24 protein-coding genes are annotated in these 25,414 nt (G+C 38.9%); 16 read left to right on the top strand and 8 right to left on the bottom strand.

The features are described from left to right. Nucleotides 1-96: 96 nt before the first annotated feature. The gene (locus H3299_RS06250; RefSeq protein WP_182419412.1) at nt 97-876 is read right to left on the bottom strand and encodes an SDR family oxidoreductase; all 780 of its coding nucleotides are present in this window, start codon (nt 874-876) and stop codon (nt 97-99) included. 800 nt (nt 877-1,676) lie between these two features. Here H3299_RS06250 and H3299_RS06245 point away from each other — a divergent pair. The 13 genes from H3299_RS06245 to H3299_RS06185 all read left to right on the top strand — a co-directional run bounded on the left by H3299_RS06245 (nt 1,677) and on the right by H3299_RS06185 (nt 13,736). Beyond that, nucleotides 1,677-2,846: an ABC transporter permease gene (locus H3299_RS06245; RefSeq protein WP_182419411.1), complete on the top strand. Its 1,170-nt coding sequence runs from the start codon at nt 1,677-1,679 to the stop codon at nt 2,844-2,846. 12 nt (nt 2,847-2,858) lie between these two features. Continuing rightward, a complete protein-coding gene (locus H3299_RS06240; protein ID WP_182419410.1) occupies nt 2,859-3,719 on the top strand; it encodes an ABC transporter ATP-binding protein in 861 nt (286 codons plus the stop codon). A 1-nt stretch (nt 3,720) separates the two neighbouring features. After that, on the top strand, nt 3,721-4,686 hold the full coding sequence (locus tag H3299_RS06235) for an MlaD family protein (RefSeq protein ID WP_182419409.1): 966 nt from the start codon (nt 3,721-3,723) through the stop codon (nt 4,684-4,686). Continuing rightward, nucleotides 4,683-4,991, top strand: a complete 309-nt coding sequence (locus tag H3299_RS06230; protein WP_182419408.1) for a hypothetical protein — start codon at nt 4,683-4,685, stop codon at nt 4,989-4,991. Before H3299_RS06235 ends, H3299_RS06230 begins: the two co-directional genes overlap by 4 nt. A gap of 378 nt (nt 4,992-5,369) precedes the next feature. Then, nucleotides 5,370-5,969, top strand: coding sequence for an ABC-type transport auxiliary lipoprotein family protein (locus H3299_RS06225; protein WP_182419407.1), 600 nt, complete (start codon nt 5,370-5,372; stop codon nt 5,967-5,969). Nucleotides 5,970-6,090: 121 nt separating this feature from the next. Continuing rightward, nucleotides 6,091-7,158: a tryptophan--tRNA ligase gene (gene trpS / locus H3299_RS06220; protein WP_182419406.1), complete on the top strand. Its 1,068-nt coding sequence runs from the start codon at nt 6,091-6,093 to the stop codon at nt 7,156-7,158. A 249-nt stretch (nt 7,159-7,407) separates the two neighbouring features. Then, nucleotides 7,408-7,947, top strand: a complete 540-nt coding sequence (locus tag H3299_RS06215; protein ID WP_246708159.1) for a gluconokinase — start codon at nt 7,408-7,410, stop codon at nt 7,945-7,947. Next, nucleotides 7,941-9,329, top strand: a complete 1,389-nt coding sequence (locus H3299_RS06210; protein WP_182419405.1) for a GntP family permease — start codon at nt 7,941-7,943, stop codon at nt 9,327-9,329. The genes H3299_RS06215 and H3299_RS06210 overlap by 7 nt, the downstream gene beginning before the upstream one ends. 334 nt (nt 9,330-9,663) lie before the next feature. Next, nucleotides 9,664-10,206 carry a gamma carbonic anhydrase family protein gene (locus H3299_RS06205; protein ID WP_182419404.1) on the top strand — a complete coding sequence of 181 codons (543 nt, stop codon included), beginning with the start codon at nt 9,664-9,666 and terminating at the stop codon, nt 10,204-10,206. Nucleotides 10,207-10,347: 141 nt separating this feature from the next. Next, nucleotides 10,348-11,328: a bile acid:sodium symporter family protein gene (locus H3299_RS06200; RefSeq protein ID WP_182419403.1), complete on the top strand. Its 981-nt coding sequence runs from the start codon at nt 10,348-10,350 to the stop codon at nt 11,326-11,328. Further along, nucleotides 11,321-12,136, top strand: a complete 816-nt coding sequence (locus tag H3299_RS06195; protein ID WP_182419402.1) for a methyltransferase — start codon at nt 11,321-11,323, stop codon at nt 12,134-12,136. Before H3299_RS06200 ends, H3299_RS06195 begins: the two co-directional genes overlap by 8 nt. A gap of 177 nt (nt 12,137-12,313) precedes the next feature. After that, nucleotides 12,314-12,727: a cytochrome c oxidase assembly factor Coa1 family protein gene (locus H3299_RS06190; protein ID WP_182419401.1), complete on the top strand. Its 414-nt coding sequence runs from the start codon at nt 12,314-12,316 to the stop codon at nt 12,725-12,727. Between the two features lie 145 nt (nt 12,728-12,872). Further along, nucleotides 12,873-13,736 (top strand): 23S rRNA (adenine(2030)-N(6))-methyltransferase RlmJ, encoded by an 864-nt coding sequence (locus H3299_RS06185; RefSeq protein WP_182419400.1) that lies wholly within the window; start codon nt 12,873-12,875, stop codon nt 13,734-13,736. 193 nt (nt 13,737-13,929) lie between these two features. Here the strand turns inward: H3299_RS06185 and lpxB are convergent, their stop codons facing one another. The 7 genes from lpxB to H3299_RS06150 form a co-directional block, all read right to left on the bottom strand. Further along, nucleotides 13,930-15,084 (bottom strand): lipid-A-disaccharide synthase, encoded by a 1,155-nt coding sequence (gene lpxB / locus H3299_RS06180; RefSeq protein WP_182419399.1) that lies wholly within the window; start codon nt 15,082-15,084, stop codon nt 13,930-13,932. Between the two features lie 132 nt (nt 15,085-15,216). Continuing rightward, nucleotides 15,217-15,459, bottom strand: coding sequence for a hypothetical protein (locus H3299_RS06175; RefSeq protein WP_182419398.1), 243 nt, complete (start codon nt 15,457-15,459; stop codon nt 15,217-15,219). Between the two features lie 72 nt (nt 15,460-15,531). Then, the gene (locus H3299_RS06170; RefSeq protein WP_182419397.1) at nt 15,532-16,365 is read right to left on the bottom strand and encodes a CDP-archaeol synthase; all 834 of its coding nucleotides are present in this window, start codon (nt 16,363-16,365) and stop codon (nt 15,532-15,534) included. A gap of 168 nt (nt 16,366-16,533) precedes the next feature. Then, nucleotides 16,534-17,253, bottom strand: a complete 720-nt coding sequence (locus H3299_RS06165) for an isoprenyl transferase (RefSeq protein ID WP_182419396.1) — start codon at nt 17,251-17,253, stop codon at nt 16,534-16,536. Between the two features lie 326 nt (nt 17,254-17,579). Continuing rightward, a complete protein-coding gene (gene frr, locus H3299_RS06160; RefSeq protein WP_182419395.1) occupies nt 17,580-18,140 on the bottom strand; it encodes a ribosome recycling factor in 561 nt (186 codons plus the stop codon). Between the two features lie 32 nt (nt 18,141-18,172). Further along, nucleotides 18,173-18,898 carry a UMP kinase gene (pyrH, locus tag H3299_RS06155; protein ID WP_182419394.1) on the bottom strand — a complete coding sequence of 242 codons (726 nt, stop codon included), beginning with the start codon at nt 18,896-18,898 and terminating at the stop codon, nt 18,173-18,175. A 302-nt stretch (nt 18,899-19,200) separates the two neighbouring features. Further along, nucleotides 19,201-19,584 (bottom strand): hypothetical protein, encoded by a 384-nt coding sequence (locus H3299_RS06150; protein ID WP_182419393.1) that lies wholly within the window; start codon nt 19,582-19,584, stop codon nt 19,201-19,203. A gap of 750 nt (nt 19,585-20,334) precedes the next feature. Here H3299_RS06150 and H3299_RS15785 point away from each other — a divergent pair. Genes H3299_RS15785 through torA form a run of 3 tightly spaced genes read left to right on the top strand, consistent with a single transcriptional unit; the run spans nt 20,335 to nt 25,121 of the window. After that, the gene (locus H3299_RS15785) at nt 20,335-21,942 is read left to right on the top strand and encodes a c-type cytochrome (RefSeq protein ID WP_182419392.1); all 1,608 of its coding nucleotides are present in this window, start codon (nt 20,335-20,337) and stop codon (nt 21,940-21,942) included. Further along, nucleotides 21,942-22,607 carry a molecular chaperone gene (locus H3299_RS06140; RefSeq protein ID WP_182419391.1) on the top strand — a complete coding sequence of 222 codons (666 nt, stop codon included), beginning with the start codon at nt 21,942-21,944 and terminating at the stop codon, nt 22,605-22,607. Before H3299_RS15785 ends, H3299_RS06140 begins: the two co-directional genes overlap by 1 nt. 9 nt (nt 22,608-22,616) lie before the next feature. Next, complete coding sequence (gene torA, locus H3299_RS06135) at nt 22,617-25,121, top strand: trimethylamine-N-oxide reductase TorA (RefSeq protein ID WP_182419390.1); 2,505 nt, start codon at nt 22,617-22,619, stop codon at nt 25,119-25,121. Nucleotides 25,122-25,414 lie beyond the last annotated feature (293 nt).

Raw genomic sequence — 25,414 nt, 5'->3', positions numbered from 1 at the left:
GGGCTGTATATATGTTACGCATTTACGTTTAATTTATTGCAATAAATATTAACAATATAGTTATCTCAGTTAGCTTTTTACGCATTAAAAAAATAATTAAAAAGCACTTGCATAAGAGCCGCCGTCAATAACCAAGTTTTGGCCTGTTATATAACCCGATTTTGATGAGCATAAGAAAGCACAAGCATCACCAAATTCTTCCGGATTACCAAAGCGCTTTGCAGGAATATGCGCCATGCGGTGCTTGTAAATATCATCTAATGGAAGTCCACTTGTCCTTTGCTCATTTTCGAGTGAGCCCTTTAGTCGGTCAGTGGCAAACGCCCCAGGCAAAAGATTGTTAATGGTAACATTACTGGATACTACGACTTGCGCAACCCCTGCTAAAAAAGCAGTTAAGCCAGCACGAGCACCAGATGATAGATCAAGCCCAGGAATAGGTCGATAAACCGAAGTTGACGTGATGTTAACAATTCTACCAAATTTACGGCTTACCATGCCATCAATTACAGCCTGAATAAGCTCGATTGGAGTAACCATATTTTGCTCCAATCCAGCCAGAATTGTTTGCCGATCTAGCTGCCTAAAGTTTTTATAAGCCGGACCGCCATTGTTGTTTACAAGGATATCAGGGTCGGGGCAGGCGGATAATAGAGCTTTTTGCCCTTCCTTGGTTGAGACATCAGCATTGACGATTGAAACTTTAACGCCCGTTGCCATCTGAATTTCATCAGCAGCTTTTTGCAAGATTTCTTTATCTCTACCATTAATGGTGATTTCGCAACCAGCGCGCGCCAACGAAAATGCACAAGCTTTGCCAAGTCCTTTGCTCGAGGCACAGATAATTGCTTTTTTATTTTTTAAACCAAGATCCATTTTGGTCTCCTCATGCAAAGGTTTATTGTTCAATCGGCGATTAAGGGTAATCTAAGCCTATCAATTTATTTAGATTAGCTCCCGTAATGCGGTTAGTTTATACTGATACAAAAACTTAATTCAATCGATCCAACGCAAAAAAATGCGGTTGTTTTTTTTATATCAATCTTCACAAATGAAAATTATTCAAATCGTTTTAAGCATTTTTTAAGTCCTAGAGCAATTTCAAAATAATGTGAGCAAAGTTTTGAATTCGATAAATGCCCAAGTTAATTACAAGTGAATGTAAATTACGGTTGCTGATCTCATTAGGATAGGTGGCTTATTGGTCCGTTAGGATGGTTGAAATGTTTGTAATAATGCCGATTAAGTAAACAAATAACTTTAAATATAATTCACAACTATTTGATTTGTAATGCATAATAAGATATTTAATTGAATTTCGATCTATAATGCTGTTAGGCATAAATAACTCATAAATATTGATATATCTCGATATTAAGGTGATGAAACTTTCATCCTATAGCTTCATAAAAAGAAAAATTAATCATAGAAAAATGAAATAATCGGAATGAAATATCCCTTTAATCTTGAATTTTTAAATATTTAAATTAATTAATATTTTGATTTTAAATGATAAATTTGAAGGCCGTTAATTTTTTAGGGTTTACCTAGTTGTAAAACAATTAAATATTGGTTAGCTAGGGAGTAAATTATTAATATTTAATTAACCGTAATAGTAAAAAATATATTATTAGAATCTATTGCTGCGTGCCGCGGCCAAAAGTGATTTGGAAATAATGGCAGAAAAACAAAAAAATAATCCCGATAGTTGGGCTAAGCCTAGTGTGGCAAGTGAAAATAAAAATGGTGCTACAACAATAGCATTAAGTGGTCATTGGACTACGCATACTATCTACTTAGTAGATAATGAAATGCGTATGCTTGAAAAACTGGGTAATCAAAGGGTTGTTCTTTCGCTTAGCAATATTGATGGGCTTGATACAGGTGGGGCGTGGTTAATCGAGCGTCTCGCCTACCGCCTCCATAATAATCAATGCGAAGTTTCTATTGAAGGCTCAAAGCCCGGGTGGGAATCCTTGCTGAAATCTGTTGGCGCAGCCGTTCCATCGCAAGATGAAATTAAAAAGCCAAAAAAAGACAATGCACTCATTTTGACGGTGGGTGGTTTGGGTCGCGTAATGATGAGCGGCTTTAGTGATTTTGTTATGGCAATGAATATCTTAGGTTCCACTTTGATTGGGCCTCAAGGTAAGCGAGCCGATGGGCGGAGCAGTATAAACTTTACCGCCATTGTTGCGCAAGTTCAGAAAATGGGTGTTGGCGCAATTCCGATTATATCGCTTATGTCATTTATTGTTGGAGCAATTATTGCTCAGCAAGGTGCTTTCCAATTGCGGAATTTTGGCGCCGAACCCTATGCTGTCGATCTTGTTGGCATACTTGTGTTTCGCGAATTAGCCGTATTAATGACAGCAATCATGATAGCGGGTCGTTCTGGTAGTGCTATTACTGCGGAGCTTGGCTCTATGAAAATGCAAGAGGAGATAGATGCGCTAAAGGTTATGGGGTTCAATCCTGTTAGTGTTCTAGTTTTCCCCCGCTTGGTTGCGTTGGTTTTTGCTCTACCATTATTAACAATTATAGCTGATTTAGCTGCTTTATTGGGTGCAGCATGTGTCTTGTTGGCCTATTCGGGTATACCTTTTGGCGCCTTTATGGATCGTCTTTCAGAATCAGTAACCGTAAGTACTTTATTTGTTGGTCTTATCAAAGCCCCATTTATGGCAATGGTTATCGGCATTATTGCTTCGGTTGAAGGCATGAAGGTTGAAGGTAGCTCTGAATCTCTTGGTGCCCGAGTGACATCATCAGTTGTTAAAGCTATTTTTGTGGTGATTGTGTTGGATGGTTTCTTTGCAATTTTTTATGCAGCGATCAATTTTTAAAAGAATTCGATTATGAATGATAAAGAAATAAATATATCTAATCAACAAGAACTAGTCGCAAATCCAGCATCGAATGATGCAATTATTTCCGTGCGCGATGTCACAGTGCGCTTTGGAACTAAAACTGTTCTTGATGGCTTAGACCTTGATATTCAACGTGGTGAAATTTTAGGTTTTATTGGTCCTTCAGGTGCTGGTAAATCCGTATTAATGCGCACTATTCTTGGGCTTAATTCAAAAGAATCAGGGCAAATCAATATTTTAGGAAAAAATATTGATGCGATAAGCGATAGGGAAAAAACGCAAATTGATATGCGCATGGGGGTATTATTTCAACACGGGGCATTGTTTTCGGCCCTTACTGTATTGGAAAATATTCGTATTCCCATGCAGCAATATTTACGCATGCCGCCAAAACTTATGAATGAATTGGCGCGCATGAAAATTGAGCTTGTGGGCTTGGAGGCCGATGCTGCCGATAAATATCCATCGGAATTATCAGGTGGTATGATTAAACGTGCCGCTCTTGCACGTTCATTGGCTCTTGACCCACATATTGTATTTCTTGATGAGCCGACCTCGGGTCTTGATCCGATTGGTGCGGCTGATTTTGATGAACTTATTGCTGATTTACGTGATACAATGGGGCTTACTGTTTATATGGTAACCCATGATCTTGACAGTCTTTACTCCATTTGTGATCGCGTGGCGGTTTTAGGTGGTAAAAAGGTTGCAGCAGAAGGAACAATTGAAGATATGCTTGAAAGTGATGTACCTTGGATTAAATCATATTTCCATGGCAAACGTTCACGTAGCATAAGTACCGATTCATCCCGGCGCCGTAAAGGGGCAAAGACAGAGGCAAATAGTTAAAATGGAAACCAAAGCAAGTTATGTATTGGTTGGTAGCTTCACGCTTGGCACACTAGCAGCAGCGTTTGCAATCATTCTATATTTTGGACATTTTCTTGATAATCGCAACTTGGCACCGCTTGATATACGTATCCCCGGGTCGGTTACTGGTCTTAGCGCAAGCAGTCAAGTATTGTTTAATGGTATTAAAGTTGGCACAGTGCGTCAGCTGGTTTTTGATGACACTAATCCAAATGTGGTAATAGCAAAGACTGAAGTTAACAGGACTATACGAATTACCCGCTCAACCCAGGCAACACTTGGCTTTCAAGGACTAACAGGCCTTGCATTTATCGAGCTAAAAGGTGGTAGCCTAAATGAAAGTAATTTAGTTGAGGAAGCACAAAAGGAAGGTGCCGTTGCGCGAATTGATGCTGATCCTTCAACTCTTAATAATCTACTTGCAACAGCTCAAGATATTTTTGCGCGTGCTAATGAAGCTTTGACCCAACTTGAAGGTTTTATCAAAGATGCACGTGGCCCTCTCACACAGACCGCAAAGAATGCAGAACTGTTTAGTAATACATTGGTCGATAACCGTGATGACATTGATAAAATCATGACCGATACACGTGAAATGATGGCACGTCTTAGTAACGCCTCGCAAAAAACAGATGCAATTATGGCAAAGTTAGATAATATGCTGTCACCAGACAATAAAAATTCGGTTGTTGTTCAGGCGCAAGAAACGCTAGCTTCTATTAAACAGACGTCTGATACGTTAAACGCTCACATCAAACCGATTGCTAATAATGTTGAGCGTTTTTCAGGGCAGGGGCTTCGAAATATTGAAGCACTGGTTAATGATAGCCGTATTTCAGTTCAACGTATTGAACGTGCATTGACCGACCTTGAGAAAAATCCGCAGCAAATCTTATTCGGTAGTGGTAGCAGCGTACCACAATATGATGGGCGCAACCGCCGATGAGTTTTAGATCGCGCATATTTAATTTTACGAAAATAAATTTAGCTTATGCGCGATTAATTGCCTTAGTATCAATTTTAACACCACCCGCATGCACCTTTGAAACAAATAAGGGTACATCAAATATTATCGCCCAAGTCGTTTCATGTGGCGATGGGCTAATAAAAGCTTTTCAATTGTTAACTAAAGGCGAACCGCAATTTCATGCTCTTGATATTCGTTTTCCTGCGACGCACATAGGAATAAATGGCGGTGCAGCTATTTATCTTAATCATATACATATCGCGACGTTAAAGAAGTTTTTATAAAAAATGAAAAGACAGTCACCGTTGTTCGAGCCGCTATAAATTCAAAATATCATGTTTCTCGTTCAACAATAGCGCATTTAAGCTTTCAAGGACTAACTGGTATGTGTCAGATTGAATTAATCAATAATGATAAGAGTGATGAAGATGTTTTGAAGGCTGATTCAAAGCAAGGATCAATAGTTAGAATAGTTGTAGATAAGAATTTTGAGAATTCTTGTAAGTGACTTAGGTTTTAATTTTTTAAATTTTGATTAGGTTGTGTTAAAAATAATATTTAAAAATTATTAAAACTTATCAATCAGATTTTGATAAAACTTACCTGACGCAATAGGAAAGGACACTTCGGTGAACTGGATGTTTAAATTAAAAGGAAATATTATGAAGAAGCCTATTGGTTTAGGTATTTTGCTTGCAACTATTGGTTTAGCAGGATGTTCAACTGTTACTGTTAAACAAACCTTTGATCTTTCGACTGCAAATTTGGCAGTTGTTAATCAATCTAGTGCTGTAAAGCGTAAACCGGTTCAGATTCTCATTGCCAATCCATCTGCATTAAAAGCCCTTGATGGTCAAGATATCATGGTGCAAAGCAATGGTGCGTCAATTTCTTATTTGAAAGATTCACAATGGGCAGACAGGTTGCCAAATCTTGTGCAAGCTCGTCTTGTTCAAGCTTTTGAAGATACCAGAAGGCTTGCAGGGGTAGGTCGTCCTGGGGATGGTCTTGCTATTAATTATCAAATTATCAGCGATATTCGCGTATTTGGTATTAATTCTGCCCAAAGTCCAGAAAAGGCCGATGTTGAGATCGCTGTTAAGATACTCGATGATCGCACTGGTAATGTCCGTGCAACCCAAATATTTAAAGCTCAAAGCCCTGTTCATGGCACTGGCAATGATGCCTATGCACAAGCATTAGAGTCTGCTTTTTCTGAAACAACTTCGCAAATCGTTAATTGGACGCTAACCAAGATTTAATGCATATAATTGAGCATTTTGTAATGAAAATGCTCAATTTTCATAGTGCTATTGATTTCTTTTGAAAAATTGATAATTGATAGATCAAATTTTTGATTGATGATCGATAAGGATATTTGGAATGGCTGGCTTTGATCCACTCGTGTTTTCTGGTGTGCAACCAACAGGAAACTTGCAACTAGGTAATTATCTTGGGGCAATCAAGCGTTGGGTAGAATTGCAACAAAGCTATAATTGTGTGTATTGCGTTGTTGATATGCATGCCTTGACCATTAATCCAGATCCAACTGAACTTATTAAAAATACTCGTGAAGTTGCAGCGGCTTTTATGGCTTCGGGCATTGATCCTGAAAAGCATATTATTTTCAATCAAAGTCGTGTTTACCAACATGCCGAACTTGCTTGGGTTTTTAATTGTGTTGCGCGTATGGGCTGGATGAGCCGTATGACACAGTTTAAAGATAAGGCGGGTAAGGATCGTGAAAACGCATCGCTTGGACTATTTGCTTATCCAAGTCTGATGGCTGCTGATATTCTTGTTTACCGCGCAACTCATGTACCTGTTGGTGAAGACCAAAAACAGCATTTAGAACTTACCCGTGATATTGCGCAAAAATTTAACAATGATTATTCAGCACGTATTGGCGAGCTCAATGTTGGTGTTGATATGCTAGTTGGTGATAAAAGCGTTAATGGGTTTTTTCCAATGGCAGAACCGCTTATTGGTGAAACGTCCATGCGTATTATGTCCTTACGCGATGGCACTAAGAAAATGTCAAAATCGGATCCATCTGATATGTCACGTATTAACCTCATTGATACAGCTGATGACATTGCAAAAAAAATCCGTAAGGCAAAAACTGATACGGAACCTTTGCCAGAGTTGGTTGATGGTTTAAAAGACCGTCCAGAGGCTAATAATCTTGTCGGTATTTATGCAGCGCTTGCTGGCATAGAAAAGCAAGATGTTTTAGCGCAGTTTTCTGGCAAGCAGTTTTCAGAATTTAAACCGCAACTTGCTGATTTGGCTGTTAGCCAATTGGAACCAATTGCCACCAATTTACGTCGCCTTAATAATGAACCTGCCTATATTGATGCGGTTTTGAAAAAGGGTGGGGAACGCGCCAGTGAAATTGCTGAAAAGACAATGAAATCTGTACGCGACATTGTTGGCTTCTTACAGAACTAATGGTTTCATTATTAAATAAAAAATCTCAATAATATAATGTTTATTGAGGTTTTTTGCTCGTGCAAAAATTATTGCAGACTGTTGATTAATAATTTGGCTCACATTTTTCTATAACCTTTTTAAACTAACTGTTTGTTATGTGGGAAGTATAATTTCAACTGAAATACTTCTGGTATATTGATTAAAAAGATGCTTTTCATAAATGTTCGTGTTGAAAATGAAAACGTTAACATTTTTGGGGAGGTAGCAATGCAATTAAATGATAAGCCCATCGGTATTGTCGTCATGGGGCCATCGGGCGTTGGAAAAACAACAACCGCACAATTATTGGTCAATAAAACCCATTGGCAATTTGCAGAAGCTGATGAATTCCATCCGAAAACCAATAAAGATAAAATGGCGGCTGGGATACCGCTTAATGATGAAGATCGAAAACCATGGCTTGAGCTGCTACGCAATTTTATTGATAAAAATGCGCAGAATGGTAAAAATACCATTATTACCTGTTCTGCTTTAAAGCGTATTTATCGTGATATATTGCGGCAAACACAACATGCCAATATATTTTTCGCAGAGCTTTATGGCCCTGAAACTTTGGTTGCAGAACGAATTTCGCACCGTCAACATGCCTATATGCCTGCATCCTTGCTCGATTCACAATATGCAATATTAGAATCTTTGCAAGATGATGAGTCGGGTGAACGTTTTTCTATATCTGGTAGCCCTGAAGAAATTACGGATGAAATCTTGAAAGCTATAGATTATGATGGGGGCGATGATCAATGTTAAAAGATTTTGTGCAAACCCTTGGTGCACCAGAATTGTTGCTCATTACAGCGATTGCCATTTTGGTTCTTTTGGTTCTCATCATAAAATTAAAAATTCATGCTTTCCTTGCCTTAATTATTGTTAGTATCGCAACTGCGTTTGCTACGCAAATTCCCTCAAATCGAATTGTTGAGGTATTAACGTCAAGCTTTGGCGCAACTGTAGGCGGCGTAGCTCTATTGGTTGGTCTTGGTGCAATGTTGGGGCGCATGGTTGAAGGTTCTGGCGGTGCGCATGCATTGGCTGAATCACTCATTTGCCGCTTTGGCGAACAAAGGGCTCCGCTTGCCCTTGGAGTTGCATCGCTTTTATTCGGGTTTCCTATATTTTTTGACGCAGGCCTCATTGTTATGCTGCCTATTGTCTTTAGCGTTGCAAAGCGCCTGGGCGGTGGAATCTTGCGCTATGCAATTCCTGCCGCAGGTGCATTTTCGGTAATGCATGTCTTTGTGCCACCTCATCCTGGACCAGTAGCTGCAGCTTCATTTCTTCATGCCGATATTGGCCTTTTAACTATTATAGGTATTATTATAGCTATTCCGACATGGTATGTGACATCTTATTTATTTGGGCTTTTTGTTGGCAAACGCTATGTTTTTCCGGTGCCTGATTTATTGTCAGGTGGCAAAGAAATAGAATATAAAAATCCACCAAGCGCTGCAACTATTGTTGTTGTCTTGCTTATTCCCCTCGTGATCATATTCATGAATACGGGGTTAACTACCTTAAAATCAGCTGGGGTTATTGAAGGCACGGGTTATTGGTTTGGCGTTTTAACCACTATTGGGTCAACACCTGTCGCGCTGCTTATTGCTGTTTTATTTGCATCTTACAAGCTTGGATATTTACGCGGTTTAAGCGGTGTTGATATTGAAAAAATGCTTGGTTCTGCCCTTGGGCCTGTTTGCGGTGTCATTCTCATTACTGGGGCGGGCGGCATGTTTGGTGGTGTTTTGCGAGCAAGTGGTATTGGCGACGCCCTTGCAGGCTCTTTATCCTCTATTGGGTTACCTGTTTTTGTTGCCGGCTTTGTTGTGGCAGCAATTTTGCGTATTGCTCAAGGGTCGGCAACGGTTGCACTTACGACAGCTGCTAGTTTAATTGAAACAGCGGTGCTTAACTCTGGCTATAATAGTTTTCAAATCATTGCGACGGTAATTGCTGTTGCAGCAGGTTCGGTTGTTTGTAGCCATGTAAATGATTCGGGTTTTTGGCTGGTTAGTCGTTTTCTTGAAATCGATGAAAAGACAACATTTAAAACTTGGACGGTTATGGAAACAACTATTGGCATTATGGCATTTTTGCTAGCTGGCATGTTATTTTTAGTTGCTAGCATTTTTTAATTTTTAATCATAATAAATTTTGTAATAAGCTTCTTTTAGCGCGGATATGCCTCAACAAAACTAAAGGCTTAAAAATATTTGCGCTATAAGATCTTTTGAAAAACCAATTTTGCTAAAATTATCACATAAAGTTTAACGGCTTAAATAATTCACCCTTTTGACTTTTATAATGATTTGAAAAGACTTATCATGAAACCAGTATGAAGCTTATGTAACGCGCCGATATGTCAATTCGATATAGTATTAAGAGTGGCAGTATGCATTAAAAGTTTAGCTTTAATTTGAACTTTTCAATTGTTCAAGTTTGGTAATTACCGAATAAAAGGGGATGGAAATGACCAATTATGTTCTTGACGGACACAAACCTAATATTATTGAAAAAAAAACTAGTTTCATTGCAAACAGTGCAGATTTGATAGGCAATATCATTATTCACGATTCTGCAAGTGTTTGGTTTGGTGCCGTTTTGCGTGGTGATAATGAACCTATTATTTTAGGCGAGGGATCAAATGTGCAAGATGGTGTTATTATCCATACCGACAAAGGAATTCCGGTTACTATCGGGCGTAATTGCACTATTGGTCACCGCGCGATCATTCATGGCTGTATAATCGGTGATAATACTCTAATTGGCATGGGTGCAATCATCATGAATAATGTAAAAATCGGAGAAAATTCGATTGTTGGAGCAGGTGCATTGGTCACCGAAGGTCAAGTATTTCCAGCAAATTCGCTTATACTTGGTGCTCCGGCTAACGTGAAACGCGCCCTAACTGAAGATGAAATTGCGAAAAATACAGCTTCAGCCCAATTATATCAGCAAAATTCAAAACGTTTTATTCGTGGTTTGGAAGAGCAACAAGAAACTGGTTTATAAATTTAAATTACAACTATTTTGCCCCTATATGTTTTATTCACTTAACGTTATTAGTTCTTGAAAAAATGTGTAATGAAATAAAACTGGTTGAATTTCATTACACATTTTTTGTACTTACGCTTTTCCGCAATGAGGTGATTTGTGGCGCGGTTTTTGCCTGATAAATTTTTGACCATATTAATCGCAACAATTATTTTTGCCAGTTTTATGCCTGTAAGTGGGCAAGGGCAAGAATGGTTTTCACTGGCCACAAAGTGTGCTGTTGCTCTGTTATTTTTTTTGCATGGTGCTCGTTTGTCAAGTGAGGCAGTTGTTGCTGGCATAACCCATTGGCGCCTGCATTTAATGGTATTTTTATCGACATTTGTACTTTTTCCCATTCTTGGTCTTATGGCAGGTTGGCTTATCCCTTCATTAAAGCAATCTATTTTTTATGCAGGCATTCTATATTTATGTGTGCTGCCTTCAACGGTACAATCGTCTATTGCTTTTACTTCTATTGCTGGCGGCAATGTACCTGCTGCTATTGTTTCGGCTTCAGCTTCAAATATCTTGGGCATGTTTGTTACTCCTTTTTTGGTTGGGCTTTTACTTCAAGCGCATTCTGGAACAGGTATTTCATTTGACGCCTTTTTAAGCATTATCTTACAGCTTTTATTGCCTTTTGTTGCAGGTCAAATATGCCGGCGCTTTATAGGGAGTTTTTTAAATAGTCATAAAACTTTAACGTCTATCGTTGATCGAGGTTCGATTGTTATGGTTGTTTATTTAGCTTTTTCCGAGGCTGTTACCCAAAAATTGTGGTCAAATACGTCGTGGCACGATCTTATGGTAATGGTTGGATTTGATATTATTTTATTGTTTTTAGTATTGATGATTACATGGTGGGGAGCTAAATTATTCAAATTCGATGAACCCGACTGTATAACAATCATGTTTTGCGGATCAAAAAAGAGCTTGGCAAGTGGTGCCCCTATGGCAAATGCTATATTCTCAAGCTATAGCCACATAAATATCGGTGCTGTTGTGTTGCCTTTGATGCTATTTCATCAAATTCAGCTTATGGCTTGTACTATAATTGCGCGGCATTTGTCGCAACGGAAAGAATTAATAGATGATTGACGAAGACGCCCTTGAAGAAGCTTATAATCGAGGTTTAAGTTTAGAAAAATCGGGTGATTTTGATGGTGCAGCCATTGCATATCGCCACGCTTTAGAGCTTGATCCTGATGATCATGCTGGTGCATCTGTGCGCCTTGCTGCCATGGGCAAGGGTGAAGTGCCACAAAATGCTCCAAAAGCCTATGTTGCAACATTATTTGATCAGCATGCCGATGTGTTTGATATGATTTTGGTCGATCAATTACAATATGATGTGCCATTGCAATTACGTGAGCGTTTGATTGAAGTGTTGGATGGCGATTTCATGTTTGAGCATATGCTTGATCTTGGTTGCGGTACTGGCTTATCTGCTGATGCACTTGATGATATGGCTAAAGAAAAGACAGGTATTGATATTTCTGAAAATATGGTTGCTATTGCCTATGAAAAAGGTGACTATGATAAATTATTTGTGGGCGATGCAGTAGGTTTTTTAAGTCAAGCAGGCGAACAAAAATGGGACTTAATTGTAGCAACCGATGTTCTACCTTATATGGGGCAACTTGATGATTTTTTTAAAAATGTTGCAGAGCATTTAGAAGATGATGGCGTTTTTGGCTTTTCAAGTGAGACATCTGATAATGCAACTTTTTCCGGCCGTCCTTTTATGGTTGGACCTTTTCAACGTTTTGCTCATAGCGAAGATTATATCAAAAAAACTTTGAATAGTAATGGTCTAGCCGTTATTGACTGTCAAAATATTGTAGTGCGTCTTGAACAACAAAATCCCGTTGCGGGCCAACTTATTCTAGCGCAAAAAAGCAGTTGATTTAATTCAATCCGACTATATGCATTGAATATTATGTCAATATTCAATGCATATAGGATAATGGAATAGATCCAATGATAAAACGCTAGTTTATTATCAAATAGTATCTTACAATATTTATCATATTAGTTTATTGCCCATTTATTAGTACTTTAATTGACAATAGGAACTCTTGTAATGTCTCATGTTGAGCAGCTTGGTTGGTGGGCAAAAAATAAGGGGTGGTTTTTGCCACTATCAATTATTCTTGGCTGTATAGGTGGTTTTGTTTTAGTAATTTGCGTTGTTATCTATTTTGTTGTAGGTGCAGTGAAAAAATCTGAGCCTTATATGCTAGGCTTACAAACCGCACAAAAAAATAGCGAGATTATTGCTTTAATAGGAGAGCCTATTGAGCCGGGTTTTTTTGTAGGTGGTAATATGCCTACTCCAAATGAACAGGGAATGATTGATATGTCCATTCCACTTTCAGGACCGAAGGGTAGTGGAGTTGTTTTGATTGTAGGAGCCAAGCAAGGAACTGAATGGAATTATAGTAGAATGTTATTTCGCAGCAATGAAACTACAACCGTCGTTGATTTACGGTATTGATAATTAACGAAATAAGCTTGTATCATTGCTTTGATTTTTTATAATGCCATAACAAGTTAATTTAAAATCAATTATCCAGATGCTAAAAATTCCATATTTTTCTATATATTGGTTTATTATAAACCCACAAATTTAATGAGTAAAAATGAATTATCGCCATATTTATCATGCTGGAAATTTTGCTGATGTTTTCAAGCATATTATTGTTACTCGCATTATTGAATATTTAAAAAAGAAAGATCAAGCTTTTCGTGTCCTTGATACCCATGCTGGTATTGGTCTTTATAAGCTTAGTGATGATCGCGCACAAAAAACAGGCGAATGGCGCGATGGTATAGGTAGGATTATTAATAAGGATATAGATCCTGATATCGAATCCTTATTGAAGCCATGGCTAGATATTATTGCAGAATTAAATAATCAGCAAAGTACCCTTCAAAAATATCCTGGCTCACCTATGCTTATACGTAAGCTTTTGCGGCAAAAAGACCGCTTGACTGCGATAGAGTTGCATCCCGATGATTATAGAATTTTAAAATCACATTTTGATGGTGATTTTCAAACGAAGATCATAAATCTTAATGGTTGGCTAGCACTTGGATCGCAATTGCCACCAAAAGAAAAACGTGGTTTAGTATTAGTGGATCCTCCGTTTGAATTAGAAGGTGAATTTGAACGATTAGTAGATGGGTTAGTAAGGGCTAATAAGCGTTTTTCACATGGTATCTATGCTTTTTGGTATCCAGTTAAAAATTTCAATAGTGTAAATAAATTTTGTAACCAGCTATATGAAACAGGCATTCCCAAAATATTGCGTTTAGAATTGCATATTCGCAAGCAATCATCGATTGCTAGTTTGGATGGTACCGGAATGATTATAGTCAATCCTCCATATACATTAGAAAACGAAGTAAAATTGCTTGGTCCGTTTTTAGTTGATTCATTAGGATGTGGTCCGGGTGCTCACTTGGTTTGTCGTTGGATTAGACAAGAAGATAGCCAAAAATAGATTTAAGTCTGATGTAAGTTAACTATTATTTTAGCGTTGCCAAAGCCTTCAACCATTCGTGTTGCTGCAGAAAATGTAGAATGCTGGCTCTATATAAAACTTTAGCTAATGATAATTAAACGCTGTTGTACAGCAATGGCGTTTAATTTAAAAAAATTGAATTAATATTGGTACTAGGAAAGCCACACCAAACTTACAATTTTAAAAAATTCATTATCACATTAGCTGCAATTTCTCCTGAAGGCTGCTCTGTTTTCATAATATTATAAATTTTTTTAAAGCCAATTAATTGAGCGTTTTGTGCAGGACCATCATGCATGTGTCTTTCGACTTGCCTTGCTAGCATTCCTACCTTTATGTATTCATTGAAATATTCAGGAACAATAGGTTCATCAGCGATAATATTGGGTAATGCGGCTGACCATATTGTAATTTTCGGTAGTACAACCATTTTAGAAAACCAATCGGCGCGGTAAGCTAAAACGGTGGGGATATTACATAAAGCAAGCTCTAATGAAACAGTACCTGATGCAGCAAGGGCAACATCACTTTGTTTAAATGCTTGCCATTTTTCAGCATCTCCAACAACAATATCGGGTTTGACAGCCCATTCAGATACTAATTGTCTCACTTCTTTTTCAATTTTCGGCAGAGTTGGCAATATAAAACGAATATTATCCGCCCGTTGCGATAGTTCATTTACTGCTCTACCAAAGTCTGGCATTAGTGCACGAACCTCTGAACGACGTGATCCAGGCAGAATAATAACGTGTTTTTTTCCATCCGTTACCCTAGTTTGACGGAACTGTCGCACATCGTTGATAGAAGCGGATGAGAGTAATCGGTGACCAACATAGGTTGAAGGTGGACCATCTAGCATTTCCATTACTTTTGGTTCAAAAGGCAAAATAACTAGGACGTGATCAATATAACTGCGCATTTCCTTAGCGCGCTGCGGGCGCCATGCCCAAACAGATGGAGCTATATATTTGATAATTGGAATTGAAGGATTTAAAGCGCGTACGCGTTTAGCAACACGATGAGTAAAATCTGGACTATCAATAATGATTAAACAGTCAGGATTTTGGTCTGCTAAAAACTGAGCTAACTTCTTAATGTGCGAATACAGCTTCGGCAATTGTTTTAAAACTGCAGTAATTCCCATAAGTGCAATATCTTCAGGGTCAAATAAGCTTTTTAAACCAAATTTTTCAAGATGTTGCCCACCCACACCGATGAGTTCAATTTGTCCACTTATCTTTTTTTTCACAACCTCGATTAGATCCGCGCCAAGTAAATCACCAGATTCTTCACCTGCAACAATGGCAATCTTTATTTTTTTTGTCATCAAGCGAAAATTACCTTAAAAAACTAGAATAAAATATATGGAACAATCCTCCAAATAAGGAGGATGATTATAATTTTTATCCTTGGATATATATGATGTAAAACTTAGCACTTTTAAAGTTATATTGAAAATTTATCGACCAGAACCATTACCAAAAGGACGAATACCGGTTGTTGTATTTTTAACAGCGCTATCTTGGCTATTGGGTTCATTAGTAAAGGTGCGCCATTGACGCTGACCATTATCGCCAAGATACCAATAGCCGGTGGTTTCATTTGCTTCATTATTGGCTAATAAGGCTGATGATGAGTTACTACTGCAACCGCTTAGCATTATAAAAGCACTGCCAATAGCTAAAAGAACGGGTAATTTCATAAAACTTCCTCTCTTCGGATGGACAAATTATTCATAATATTTATGACGCAACGATATCATAATTTACAAACTTTACAGTAAATTGAAAAGATTCGCCGGCGCTCTTGGATCTGCAAAAAGTGCGGCGATAATATATAATAATACGGCAGCAGCAACTAAACCATCAACTCTATCCATAAAACCACCATGGCCAGGGAGTAGGTTGCTTGAATCTTTAACACCAAAATACCGCTTAACCCAAGATTCGCCTATGTCACCAGCTTGTGAAGCAATTGAAAGCATAAGCGCCAATAAAGGTACCCAGAAATCTGTTGGCGCGATATTGACCACTAGCGAATTTTTAATCAATAGCAGCACTACTAATACACCACCTGCAACACCTATAGCTGCGCCACCAACTGCACCAGACCACGTTTTATTGGGGGAAAACCTTGGGGCAAGTTTTGGCCCTGCAAGTGCACGTCCGTTGAAATAGGCCGCAATATCTGTGCCCCATACAATTGCAAATAGGAAAATAATTGCACCAAACCCCATTTGCTCATCGCCGCGCAATAATGTGAGTGCAAGAGCGGGGACTAGACCATACAAGAAGCCACCCGCAACCCAGCCTGCGTTTTGCCGTGACGCAAAAGCTAAAACTATTGCAAATAATATTGTTGCTGAAAAGATATATGAAATATCAAATTTAAACAGAACAAGGATAAAAATTATGCTATAAAATAACCAGCCCAACATCGTTGTTAAATTGTTTTGCTTCACCTTGCTAATTGTCTGCCATTCATACAGCACAGCAAAGCCAATTACAAAAGCAAAAACAGAGAACCAAACGCCCCCCAAAAAGGTAACTACAAGCGTTATTAGTGCGAAGATTATAGCCGTAATTATTCGGGTCTGTAAATTAGACATTAAACATCACCGCATAACACAAATTGAGTTTGCATATTACTTATGCCCCTTCTTTATCCTCGGCATATAATCCTAATGTTTTTCTCCTCATAGAAGAAATTAGAACATTATCATTGGATAGGTTATCGATTGAGTTCTTCAACTTATATCTTCTTTATCCAATTTCAATTAAGGGATCAAATCATTTTGTAAAACGGCACCAAATCTACGATCGCGTTTTTGATAGTTTTCTATCGCTGCATCAAAATCTGCGCTGGAAAAATCTGGCCAAAAACACGGCACAAAACTTAATTCCGCATAAGCTGCTTGCCAAAGCAAAAAGTTGGATAAGCGCATCTCGCCGCTTGTGCGAATAATAAGATCTGGATCAGGCATAAAAAAAGTATCAAGATGCGATGTAATGAGTTCTTCAGTTATTTCTTCAATCTGTACTATATTTTTCTTCACTTGCTCTGCTAGCTTTTTTACAGCGCGTGTAATCTCATTGCGACTACCATAATTAAATGCAACAACGAAATTCAAACCATTATTTGCGGCTGTCGTTTTTTCGGCCTCTTCTAATAGAGACAATATATCGGCGGTCAGCCCGTCACGATCTCCTATAATCCGAACGCGTACGTTATTAGCCTTTAGCTTTTTGATATCGCTACGGATAAAATATTTTAAAAGAGAAAGAAGATGGCTCACTTCATCTTTGGGGCGTGACCAATTTTCAGATGAAAATGCAAAAAATGTTAACCATTTTATACCAATCTTGTCACCGTGATCGACAATTTTACGAAGAGTCTCTGCGCCAGCCTTATGGCCGGCTACGCGCGGAAGCTTCCTTTCCTTGGCCCACCGACCGTTTCCATCCATTATAATAGCTATATGTTTGGGATTTGGCACGGTATAACCTTTTTTGTAAATATACAGATGTAAGAATTTGAATAGTTTAGATTTTATAAGAAATAAAATAGCAAGGGCAGGTGAATGATACTCCAATCAGACTGTTTTTAATACATTTAGGTGTAAGCTGAAATAAAAACAGTGACCGATATTGAGCATATTAAAATTATAATATGAAAATTCAATAGTCGAACAATTATTAAAACCATATTATCATTAAAATTAAAGCCGTGGTGCAAGCCTATCTTTTAACTTGACCACCGCTTAAATTTTAAAACTTATAATATCCACCCATTAAAATAGTATAATAAGTTAAAGTTAATAACTTAAACTTGCATAATTTCAGCTTCCTTAGTCGCTAAAATCTTATCAATCTCTGAGATGGTATCATCGGTCATTTTTTGGACGCGTTCCGATAAAGAGCGAGTGTCATCTTGACCAATAGTGCCATCTTTTTCTGCTTTTTTTAATGCATCCATACCATCGCGGCGCACATGACGACTGGCTACTTTAGCTTGTTCGGCATATTGATGGGCAATCTTTACCAATTCACGACGACGCTCTTCGTTGAGCTCAGGTAAGGGAATGCGAAGGTTTGTTCCATCGGTAATTGGATTAAGACCAAGACCAGAATCGCGGATTGCACGCTCTACTGCACCAACCATGGTTTTGTCCCAAACAGATACTGAGAGCATACGTGGTTCAGGCACAGAAATATTTGCCACCTGATTAATTGGAACAGCTGAACCGTAAGCAACAACAGTAATAGGTTCCAAGAGGCTGGAAGATGCACGACCAGTTCGCAAGCCTCCTAGCTCGTGTTTAAAAGAAGATACGGCGCCTTCCATACGGCGCTTAAGGTCGTCAATATTTATAGCGTCACTCATTTTACTCTCCTTAAATTTCCAGGCTAGATGTTTTAAACTTCATCCGAAACTAACGTATATTGACCTTCTCCACGGAGTACATCAGCAAGACCGCCCCGATTGTGAATTGAGTAAACAATAATCGGAATATTATTTTCGCGGGCTAAAGCAACCGCTGTCGTATCCATAACAGATAGACCGCGCTGCAAAACTTCATCATGGGTTAAATGATCAAAACGAGTTGCATTTGGATCTAGCTTGGGATCTGCGGTATAAATACCATTAACTTGCGTACCTTTTAAAAGTACATCGGCACCAATTTCTGCTGCACGAAGCGCGGCAGCTGTGTCGGTTGTGAAGAAAGGATTACCAGTACCACCAGCAAAAATCACAACCTTGCCTAAGTTAAGGTAAGCCATAGCCTTACGCTGTGAAAAACTTTCAGAAATCTGAGGCATAGCAATAGCCGAAAGCACAACAGCATCAACACCAATTTTTGTCAAAGATGTTCGCAAGGCTAAAGAATTGATTGCTGTTGCAAGCATCCCCATGTGGTCGCCAGTAACGCGATCACCACCACGCGACGCAACAGCGACACCGCGGAAGATATTTCCACCGCCGATAACAATAGCAACTTCCACTCCTAGATCACGAGCATCTTTTATGTCTGCTGCGATTCTATCCGCTACAGATACATCAATACCGAAACTCTGCCCCCCCATTAATGCCTCGCCCGATGCCTTTAGCAAAATCCGTTTATATTGGGGGCTATGTGTCATATCAAAATTCTCCAGCATATAATTTTTGCTGTCGATACACCAACAATGTTGATTTGTCACCAATCAACATGCAAAATAGACCATTTTGATGTATTAGACCTTGGTTTTTCCACCTTAACTCGGTTGTATCACATTATATATCACTAGTAATCAACTTCTATGATTACCACAAATATGCTTCTGGATTATTTCTATTTTTCTATCGAAACAGTAGATCAAAACCTTATACAAATAAGGTTTTGATATCTGTCTGTCTTTTAGTCTCTAGCTATAATAAGGCAACGCCATATTAAATAAAGGGCTTATAAAATGCGCCCTTCAGCTGCTGCCTTTTCAGCTTCTATTTGGTCGGCGCTTTTAGGGCTTGTATCAACTACGGAACGAACGGAGCCGTTGCTGTTAATCACACATCGTGCATCGCGCAAATCTACCTTCAAAGTTAAAACTGTCGATCCATCTTGTGCCTTTGCAGAATCAAGCGCTTTAATCACTTTGGTGGGTAAATAGTATTTATTCGCTGCAGCATTGATGCAGGCTTGTGCGGCTGGCGTAGTTAATGAAGCTTTTGGTGTAAAAGGCTTTATGATTTTGCCAGATCCGTCATTAGTGTTGGTTACGCAACCACCCAAAATACCAAATGAAAAAATTGCAGCCCCAAAGGTCAATAGGCGCGTTACATTATACATTTTAAAAACCCTGTTTCGAAATAGCCCTTTGAAAGGCTCATCATAAATAATGGTGCAATTTAAATAATCTTATCATGCAAATCAATGTGATTGTCAGATTTTCCTATTATCAGTCGCAACAAAATATCTTTATCCCGCTAAATTGCAATTAAAATTTGAATGCCAAAGGTATTTTTTCGGTAAGACTTTAAATGCCTTTAGCCCTCAAGCTAAATTTGCTTGCGATTGGAAATTTAAGCATCTTGTATCATGAGCTAGCTTAATTGTCGGGTTATTATTCACAGTAACATTTATTTTTTCTAATATATTTGCATGAAAATTGATTCAAGTCATTTTATCGATTGATTTTTATTTGTATAGAATTGATCAAAGGCAACTCAAAAGTAGCGCTCAATTGCATGCAAATGTGGTTTGGTTGGTATTTCTTGGAATATCTTGAAAAATAAAATCAAGTTTTATTTTTTGTTTGAAGATTTAAATTTGTTAATTTTATTTAAATTTAAGTATAAAAATTTTTTATATTTACCGTTATATAGTTTAGATATACAGCACTTTTAGTATTTTTAATTATTATTAGTTTTGTATTTAAAAATTTTAATTTTTTTTTAGATTTTTACTTGTCTATAAATTAAAATAGTTCTACAACTTACAGCATAGTAAATTTACTTTTGTCTATTTCTATTTATGCAGAGTTGAGAAGAGGGAGGTTCTTAACCCGGCTTCAATGTCGTAAAGAAGGACGCCCAAAACATGAAAAAGCTTACCCGCTGGCTTTTAGCCCTTATTATATTAGGGGTTATCGGCTTTTTTGTCCTAACATCACCAATAACATGGTCACTTACCCATCCTACTCGCGATGTTGCGGATGAATCATCGCCAGATTTAGAAAATGGGCGTGTTGTTTTTGTTGCAAGCGATTGCGCTACATGCCACGCTACACCAAATCAAGAAAATCATTTAAAATTGGGCGGTGGACGTGCACTAGACACCGAATTCGGTCGCTTTTATATGCCGAATATTTCGCCCGATAAAAAAGATGGTATCGGCAATTGGACACTTGCCCAATTTACCAAAGCTGTTCGTGAAGGTGTTGGCCCAAATGGTATAATGCCAGATGGACAAAATTTATATCCAGCATTTCCTTACACTTCGTATCAACGGCTCACCGCTAATGATGTGCGTGATATGTTTGCTTACATACAGTCTTTAGAACCAGTGGCCGGACAAGCTCCTGGTCACGAGTTAAAATTTCCATTCACTATGCGCCGCGGTGTCGGTGTATGGCGGCTTGCATTTCTTGACGGTCAGCCTTTAGCGCCTGAAAAAAATACAGCTTCAGATAAGGCTGATGCAATATTAATTGAGCGCGGTCGTTATCTTGTTGAAGGTGCAGGGCATTGCGCCGAATGCCATTCGACTCGTAATTTTATGGGTGTAATTAAAAGTGACTTACGCTATGGTGGTGGACCAACTCCAGATGGCAAGGGACATTTTCCCAATATAAGCCAAGATGAGACAGGTATTAAATTCTGGCCTGAGAATTCCATTGTCAGCTACTTGAAAACTGGAAAAAGCCCCATCAATAAGATTGCGGGTGGTGATATGGCCGAAGTTATCGAAAATACAAAACAACTTCCAGATGCTGATTTACGCGCTATGGCAGCCTATTTAAAAACCATTCCAGGTGTTGATCTTCCAGCTCCAGGGCAACCAGAGCCTAACCGCACACCGCAAATTGTTATGCTAAAGCAAACTTCAAAGGTAAATGCAGTTCTGCCAACCTCGTCAGACAATGAAGTTGCCCAGGCTGATATTTTATATACGGTCAATACCAAGCCATTTTATTTAGACGAAAATGGTAGTGGTGATGAAGATGGAAAGCTACTTGCAACAGCTAAGCTTACCGTGGTTGACCGTAAAGGTGATAAGATTAAAGTTCGCCTTGATGGTTGGCAAATGGATGGTGCGCCGTCAGTAGTTTATGCGCTAAAGGGCCAACGCATTATGTATGCCGTCTTAGGTGATAAAGCCATAGCAGCTTATAGTCGCGGTGCAGCTGATATTGACGCAGAAACTAACCAGACTTGGTATCCCGTAAACTTGGAATTATGGACAACCAATCAGGGGCTAAATACATCACTTTCTAATATGTGGGCTTATTCATCTGATATGTTTAATTCTAGTTGTGGTGTATGTCATGCGCTACCACAAGCGGATCATCTTTTGGCAAACCAATGGATTGGTAATTTGAACGCGATGAAGCGGTACACATCACTGACACCCGATCAATATCGTTTATTACTTGGCTATTTGCAAAATCATTCTAAAGATGTCAACGAAAGTGGGAGCACCCATTAATGACTGCTTTGCTAACCGAAAATGGTTGCCATAATAGCGAAGAGGCAAAAGCACAAGAATGTTTGGTGGGGGCTGCAATCTTGGATTGGTTTTCTAATCTGTTAATTGCCCCTCCAGATATAAAGCTTTTGGCTGAATATCAAACCAATGCTCTTTCAGAATTTCTGGAGGAGCTAGGTCTCAGTCTTAATGCAACTAAACTAACTGGCTCTTTAACCAAATGTTTGCAATCTAATTCGCCTGAAGCTTTACAGGGCTTACTTTCAAGGCAATATGTTGCACTATTTGATGGTTTTGCTGGTCCCAATACCGTTCCTCCTTATGAAAGTTATTATAAGGATGCCCAAGGCCGTCTATTTCAACAGCCTTATGTTGAAATGCTAAATATATTGGGTGCCTTGGACGTGTCCGTTGCGTCTAACTGTAAAGAGCCAGCGGATCATTTAGCTTTGGAACTTGCTGCATTAGCTGAAGCACTACGGCAACAAAATAGTCCTTTTATCGTAAATCTGGTCGATCGCCTTATGAGTTGGGTTCCAGCGATGGGCGATGCTGTAGGAGAAAAGGCTAATGCAAGCTTTTATGCTGAACTATTGGCATTGCTGGTAGTCTATTTATCTTCATTAAACAGCCATTTACAGGCTGAAAATATAGTAATACATTAGGAGAATGCCATGTCATTCGACAATAAAAATGTTACAAAAACTTCATTAAACCGTCGTTCATTTTTAAAAAGTGCGGCAGTGCTTGCAATGTTAAGCACAACGAGTGGTGCATTGTTTACGCGTGGGGCTTTAGCACAAGCTGCAAACAAGCTCACAATGTCTGCAAGCCATTGGGGTGTCTTTCGCGGTCAAGTTGAAAATGGTCGGTTGATAGAAGTAATCCCTTGGGAAAAGGATCCCCATCCAACTCCGATGTTACAAGGTATGATGGATTCGATTTATTCGCCCTCACGGATTAAATACCCCATGGTTCGTCGTGCTTGGCTAGAGCAGGGGCCCGGCGCTGATCCAGCAGGACGAGGGACAGGTGATTTTGTTCGCGTTAGTTGGGATAAAGCTTTAGATTTGGTTGCGGCCGAGTTAAAACGCGTTCGTGAAAAATATGGCCCTACCAGTATTTTTGGCGGTTCATATGGTTGGAAAAGCGTTGGGAAGTTCCATAACTGCCGTACTTTATTACGTCGTATGCTTAAATTAACAGGTGGTTTTGTTAATTCTCTTGGTGATTACTCTACGGGAGCCGCGCAAGTGATTATGCCACATGTCGTTGGTTCGCTAGAGGTATATGAACAATGCACATCTTGGGATGTTGTAAAAGAAAATACTAAAACCATTGTGTTTTGGGGCTGTAATCCGGTCAACACTAATCAGATTGGTTGGCTTGTACCAGATCATGGTGGTTTTGTTGGTTTGGAAGAGGTTAAGAAAGCTGGTATTAGGGTTATTTGTATTGATCCTATCAAAACAGAAACTTGCCAGTTTTTAGAAGGTGAGTGGCTCGCACCGCGTCCGCAAACCGATGTTGCTATGATGCTTGGTATCGCCCACACCCTTTACGCTGAAAAGCTGCATGATGAAGCCTTTTTAAAAAAATATACCGTTGGTTTTGAACAATTTTTGGACTATTTAATTGGTAAAACTGATGGCACTGCGAAAACCGCGGAATGGGCTGAAGAAATTTGCGGTATTGATGCTGCAACTATCAAAGATTTAGCACGCGACTTTGCCAAGAATCGTACGATGATTGCTGCGGGTTGGTCAATTCAACGTCAACACCATGGCGAGCAAGCTCACTGGATGTTAGTCACCTTGTGTTCAATGTTAGGTCAAATTGGTCTGCCTGGCGGAGGTTTCGGCTTTAGTTATCACTATTGTAGTGCCGGTACTCCAACCGCAACCGGTCCAATCCTTAGCGGTATTACTGATGGTCCTGCGGCACCTTTAACTGAATTGCCCCCAGGATGCGCCCCCGGGGCAACCAATTCGGCTTGCCAACCAAAGTCGAATGCTATTCCTGTTTGTCGTGTTGTCGAATCCCTGCTTAATCCAGGTAAAACGATTAAATATAATGGTTCTGATATTGTTTTACCTGAATTGCATATGGTTTATTGGGCAGGTGGTAATCCATTTTCTCACCAACAAGATCGTAATGAAATGGTTGAGGCTTGGAAGAAACTTGATACTTTTGTTGTTCAAGATTTTCAATGGACCGCATCAGCTCGTCACGCAGATATTGTTTTGCCCGTGACAACATCTTATGAGCGCAATGATATCGAGCAAATGGGCGATTATGGCCTTAGCCATATTGTTCCTATGAAAAAACTTGTAGAACCCATGTATGAGGCTCGCGCAGATTTTGATGTCCTTGCAGATATTTGCGAGCGATTAGGTAAGCGCCAGGAATTTACTGAAGGCTTAACAGAAATGGAGTGGATTCGTAACTTTTATGAAGCAGCTCGCATTGAATCTCGTGCCAAAGGTATGGAAATGCCGATTTTTGATGTGTTTTGGGAAAGTGATGAGGCTCTTGGTTTCCCAATTAAAGACGCTCAAAAACAATTTGTTCGTTATGGAGCATTCCGTGAAGACCCATTGTTAAATGCCTTGGGTACACCGTCTGGTAAAATTGAAATTTTTTCTCTTAATATTGAAAAAATGCAATATGATGATTGTCCTCCCCATCCAACATGGATGGAGCCAATTGAGCGTTTGGATGGGCCTACAACCAAATATCCGCTTCATATTGCTTCTAATCATCCGATTTATCGTCTCCACTCGCAATTATGTGGCACCAAACTGCGTGATGAATATGCGGTTGGTGGACGTGAGCCTTGTTGGATTAATCCCAAAGATGCAGCTGAGCGTGGTTTGAAAGATGGCGATATTGCTCGCGCTTTCAATGATCGCGGCCAAATTCTTGTTGGCATTAAAATTACCGATGTTATTCGCCCTGGCGTCATCCGCATCAATGAAGGAGGGTGGTATGATCCAGCAAATCCACGTGAAGCTAAAACCCTTTGTCGTTACGGTGATGTTAATAATTTGACGACTGGTATTGCTACATCAAAATTGGCTCAAGCTAATTGCGGGCAAACGGCAGTTGTTGAAATTGAGAAATTTCATGGTGAAATTCCGACAGTCGATGTCTTTGTTGAGCCTAGAAAAGCAAGCTAAACGATAAAAATAGTTAAAAAAATAGGGGCATTGATTTTTATCTGAAAATCAATGCCCCTATTTAGTAAGTATAAAATTCACTGCTGCGAATATTTTAAGCTACACAAGATTTGATTTCGGCAAATTGGTTTATTTGATTTTTCTTATGGAAGAATGGGCGCATTCACGTGCAGATTTAAATAAATAAAAGTTCGATTATGCTTTAAATAATATTTGATAATGCAAGTTTAATTGTCTTTGGTTATTTACGTGATGAAAATTAATTCATGTAGTTCTCAATTTCCATACTGTGA

The sequence above is a fragment of the Bartonella sp. HY038 genome, assembly GCF_014117425.1.
Lineage (GTDB): Bacteria > Pseudomonadota > Alphaproteobacteria > Rhizobiales > Rhizobiaceae > HY038.
The sequence above is the reverse complement of the archived record's forward strand: the minus strand, read 5'-3'. Positions and strand labels throughout refer to the sequence as shown.

What these genes read in the sequence shown, in the direction of transcription:
- H3299_RS06245 (WP_182419411.1), top strand. Translation starts at nt 1,677, where the DNA reads ATGGCAGAAAAACAAAAAAATAATCCCGATAGTTGGGCTAAGCCTAGT.
- lpxB (WP_182419399.1), bottom strand. Translation starts at nt 15,084, where the DNA reads ATGACAAAAAAAATAAAGATTGCCATTGTTGCAGGTGAAGAATCTGGT.
- H3299_RS06185 (WP_182419400.1), top strand. Translation starts at nt 12,873, where the DNA reads ATGAATTATCGCCATATTTATCATGCTGGAAATTTTGCTGATGTTTTC.
- trpS (WP_182419406.1), top strand. Translation starts at nt 6,091, where the DNA reads ATGGCTGGCTTTGATCCACTCGTGTTTTCTGGTGTGCAACCAACAGGA.
- H3299_RS06195 (WP_182419402.1), top strand. Translation starts at nt 11,321, where the DNA reads ATGATTGACGAAGACGCCCTTGAAGAAGCTTATAATCGAGGTTTAAGT.
- torA (WP_182419390.1), top strand. Translation starts at nt 22,617, where the DNA reads ATGTCATTCGACAATAAAAATGTTACAAAAACTTCATTAAACCGTCGT.
- H3299_RS06210 (WP_182419405.1), top strand. Translation starts at nt 7,941, where the DNA reads ATGTTAAAAGATTTTGTGCAAACCCTTGGTGCACCAGAATTGTTGCTC.
- H3299_RS06140 (WP_182419391.1), top strand. Translation starts at nt 21,942, where the DNA reads ATGACTGCTTTGCTAACCGAAAATGGTTGCCATAATAGCGAAGAGGCA.
- frr (WP_182419395.1), bottom strand. Translation starts at nt 18,140, where the DNA reads ATGAGTGACGCTATAAATATTGACGACCTTAAGCGCCGTATGGAAGGC.
- H3299_RS06240 (WP_182419410.1), top strand. Translation starts at nt 2,859, where the DNA reads ATGAATGATAAAGAAATAAATATATCTAATCAACAAGAACTAGTCGCA.
- H3299_RS15785 (WP_182419392.1), top strand. Translation starts at nt 20,335, where the DNA reads ATGAAAAAGCTTACCCGCTGGCTTTTAGCCCTTATTATATTAGGGGTT.
- H3299_RS06215 (WP_246708159.1), top strand. Translation starts at nt 7,408, where the DNA reads ATGCAATTAAATGATAAGCCCATCGGTATTGTCGTCATGGGGCCATCG.
- H3299_RS06230 (WP_182419408.1), top strand. Translation starts at nt 4,683, where the DNA reads ATGAGTTTTAGATCGCGCATATTTAATTTTACGAAAATAAATTTAGCT.
- H3299_RS06205 (WP_182419404.1), top strand. Translation starts at nt 9,664, where the DNA reads ATGACCAATTATGTTCTTGACGGACACAAACCTAATATTATTGAAAAA.
- pyrH (WP_182419394.1), bottom strand. Translation starts at nt 18,898, where the DNA reads ATGACACATAGCCCCCAATATAAACGGATTTTGCTAAAGGCATCGGGC.
- H3299_RS06175 (WP_182419398.1), bottom strand. Translation starts at nt 15,459, where the DNA reads ATGAAATTACCCGTTCTTTTAGCTATTGGCAGTGCTTTTATAATGCTA.
- H3299_RS06250 (WP_182419412.1), bottom strand. Translation starts at nt 876, where the DNA reads ATGGATCTTGGTTTAAAAAATAAAAAAGCAATTATCTGTGCCTCGAGC.
- H3299_RS06170 (WP_182419397.1), bottom strand. Translation starts at nt 16,365, where the DNA reads ATGTCTAATTTACAGACCCGAATAATTACGGCTATAATCTTCGCACTA.
- H3299_RS06235 (WP_182419409.1), top strand. Translation starts at nt 3,721, where the DNA reads ATGGAAACCAAAGCAAGTTATGTATTGGTTGGTAGCTTCACGCTTGGC.
- H3299_RS06225 (WP_182419407.1), top strand. Translation starts at nt 5,370, where the DNA reads ATGAAGAAGCCTATTGGTTTAGGTATTTTGCTTGCAACTATTGGTTTA.
- H3299_RS06150 (WP_182419393.1), bottom strand. Translation starts at nt 19,584, where the DNA reads ATGTATAATGTAACGCGCCTATTGACCTTTGGGGCTGCAATTTTTTCA.
- H3299_RS06190 (WP_182419401.1), top strand. Translation starts at nt 12,314, where the DNA reads ATGTCTCATGTTGAGCAGCTTGGTTGGTGGGCAAAAAATAAGGGGTGG.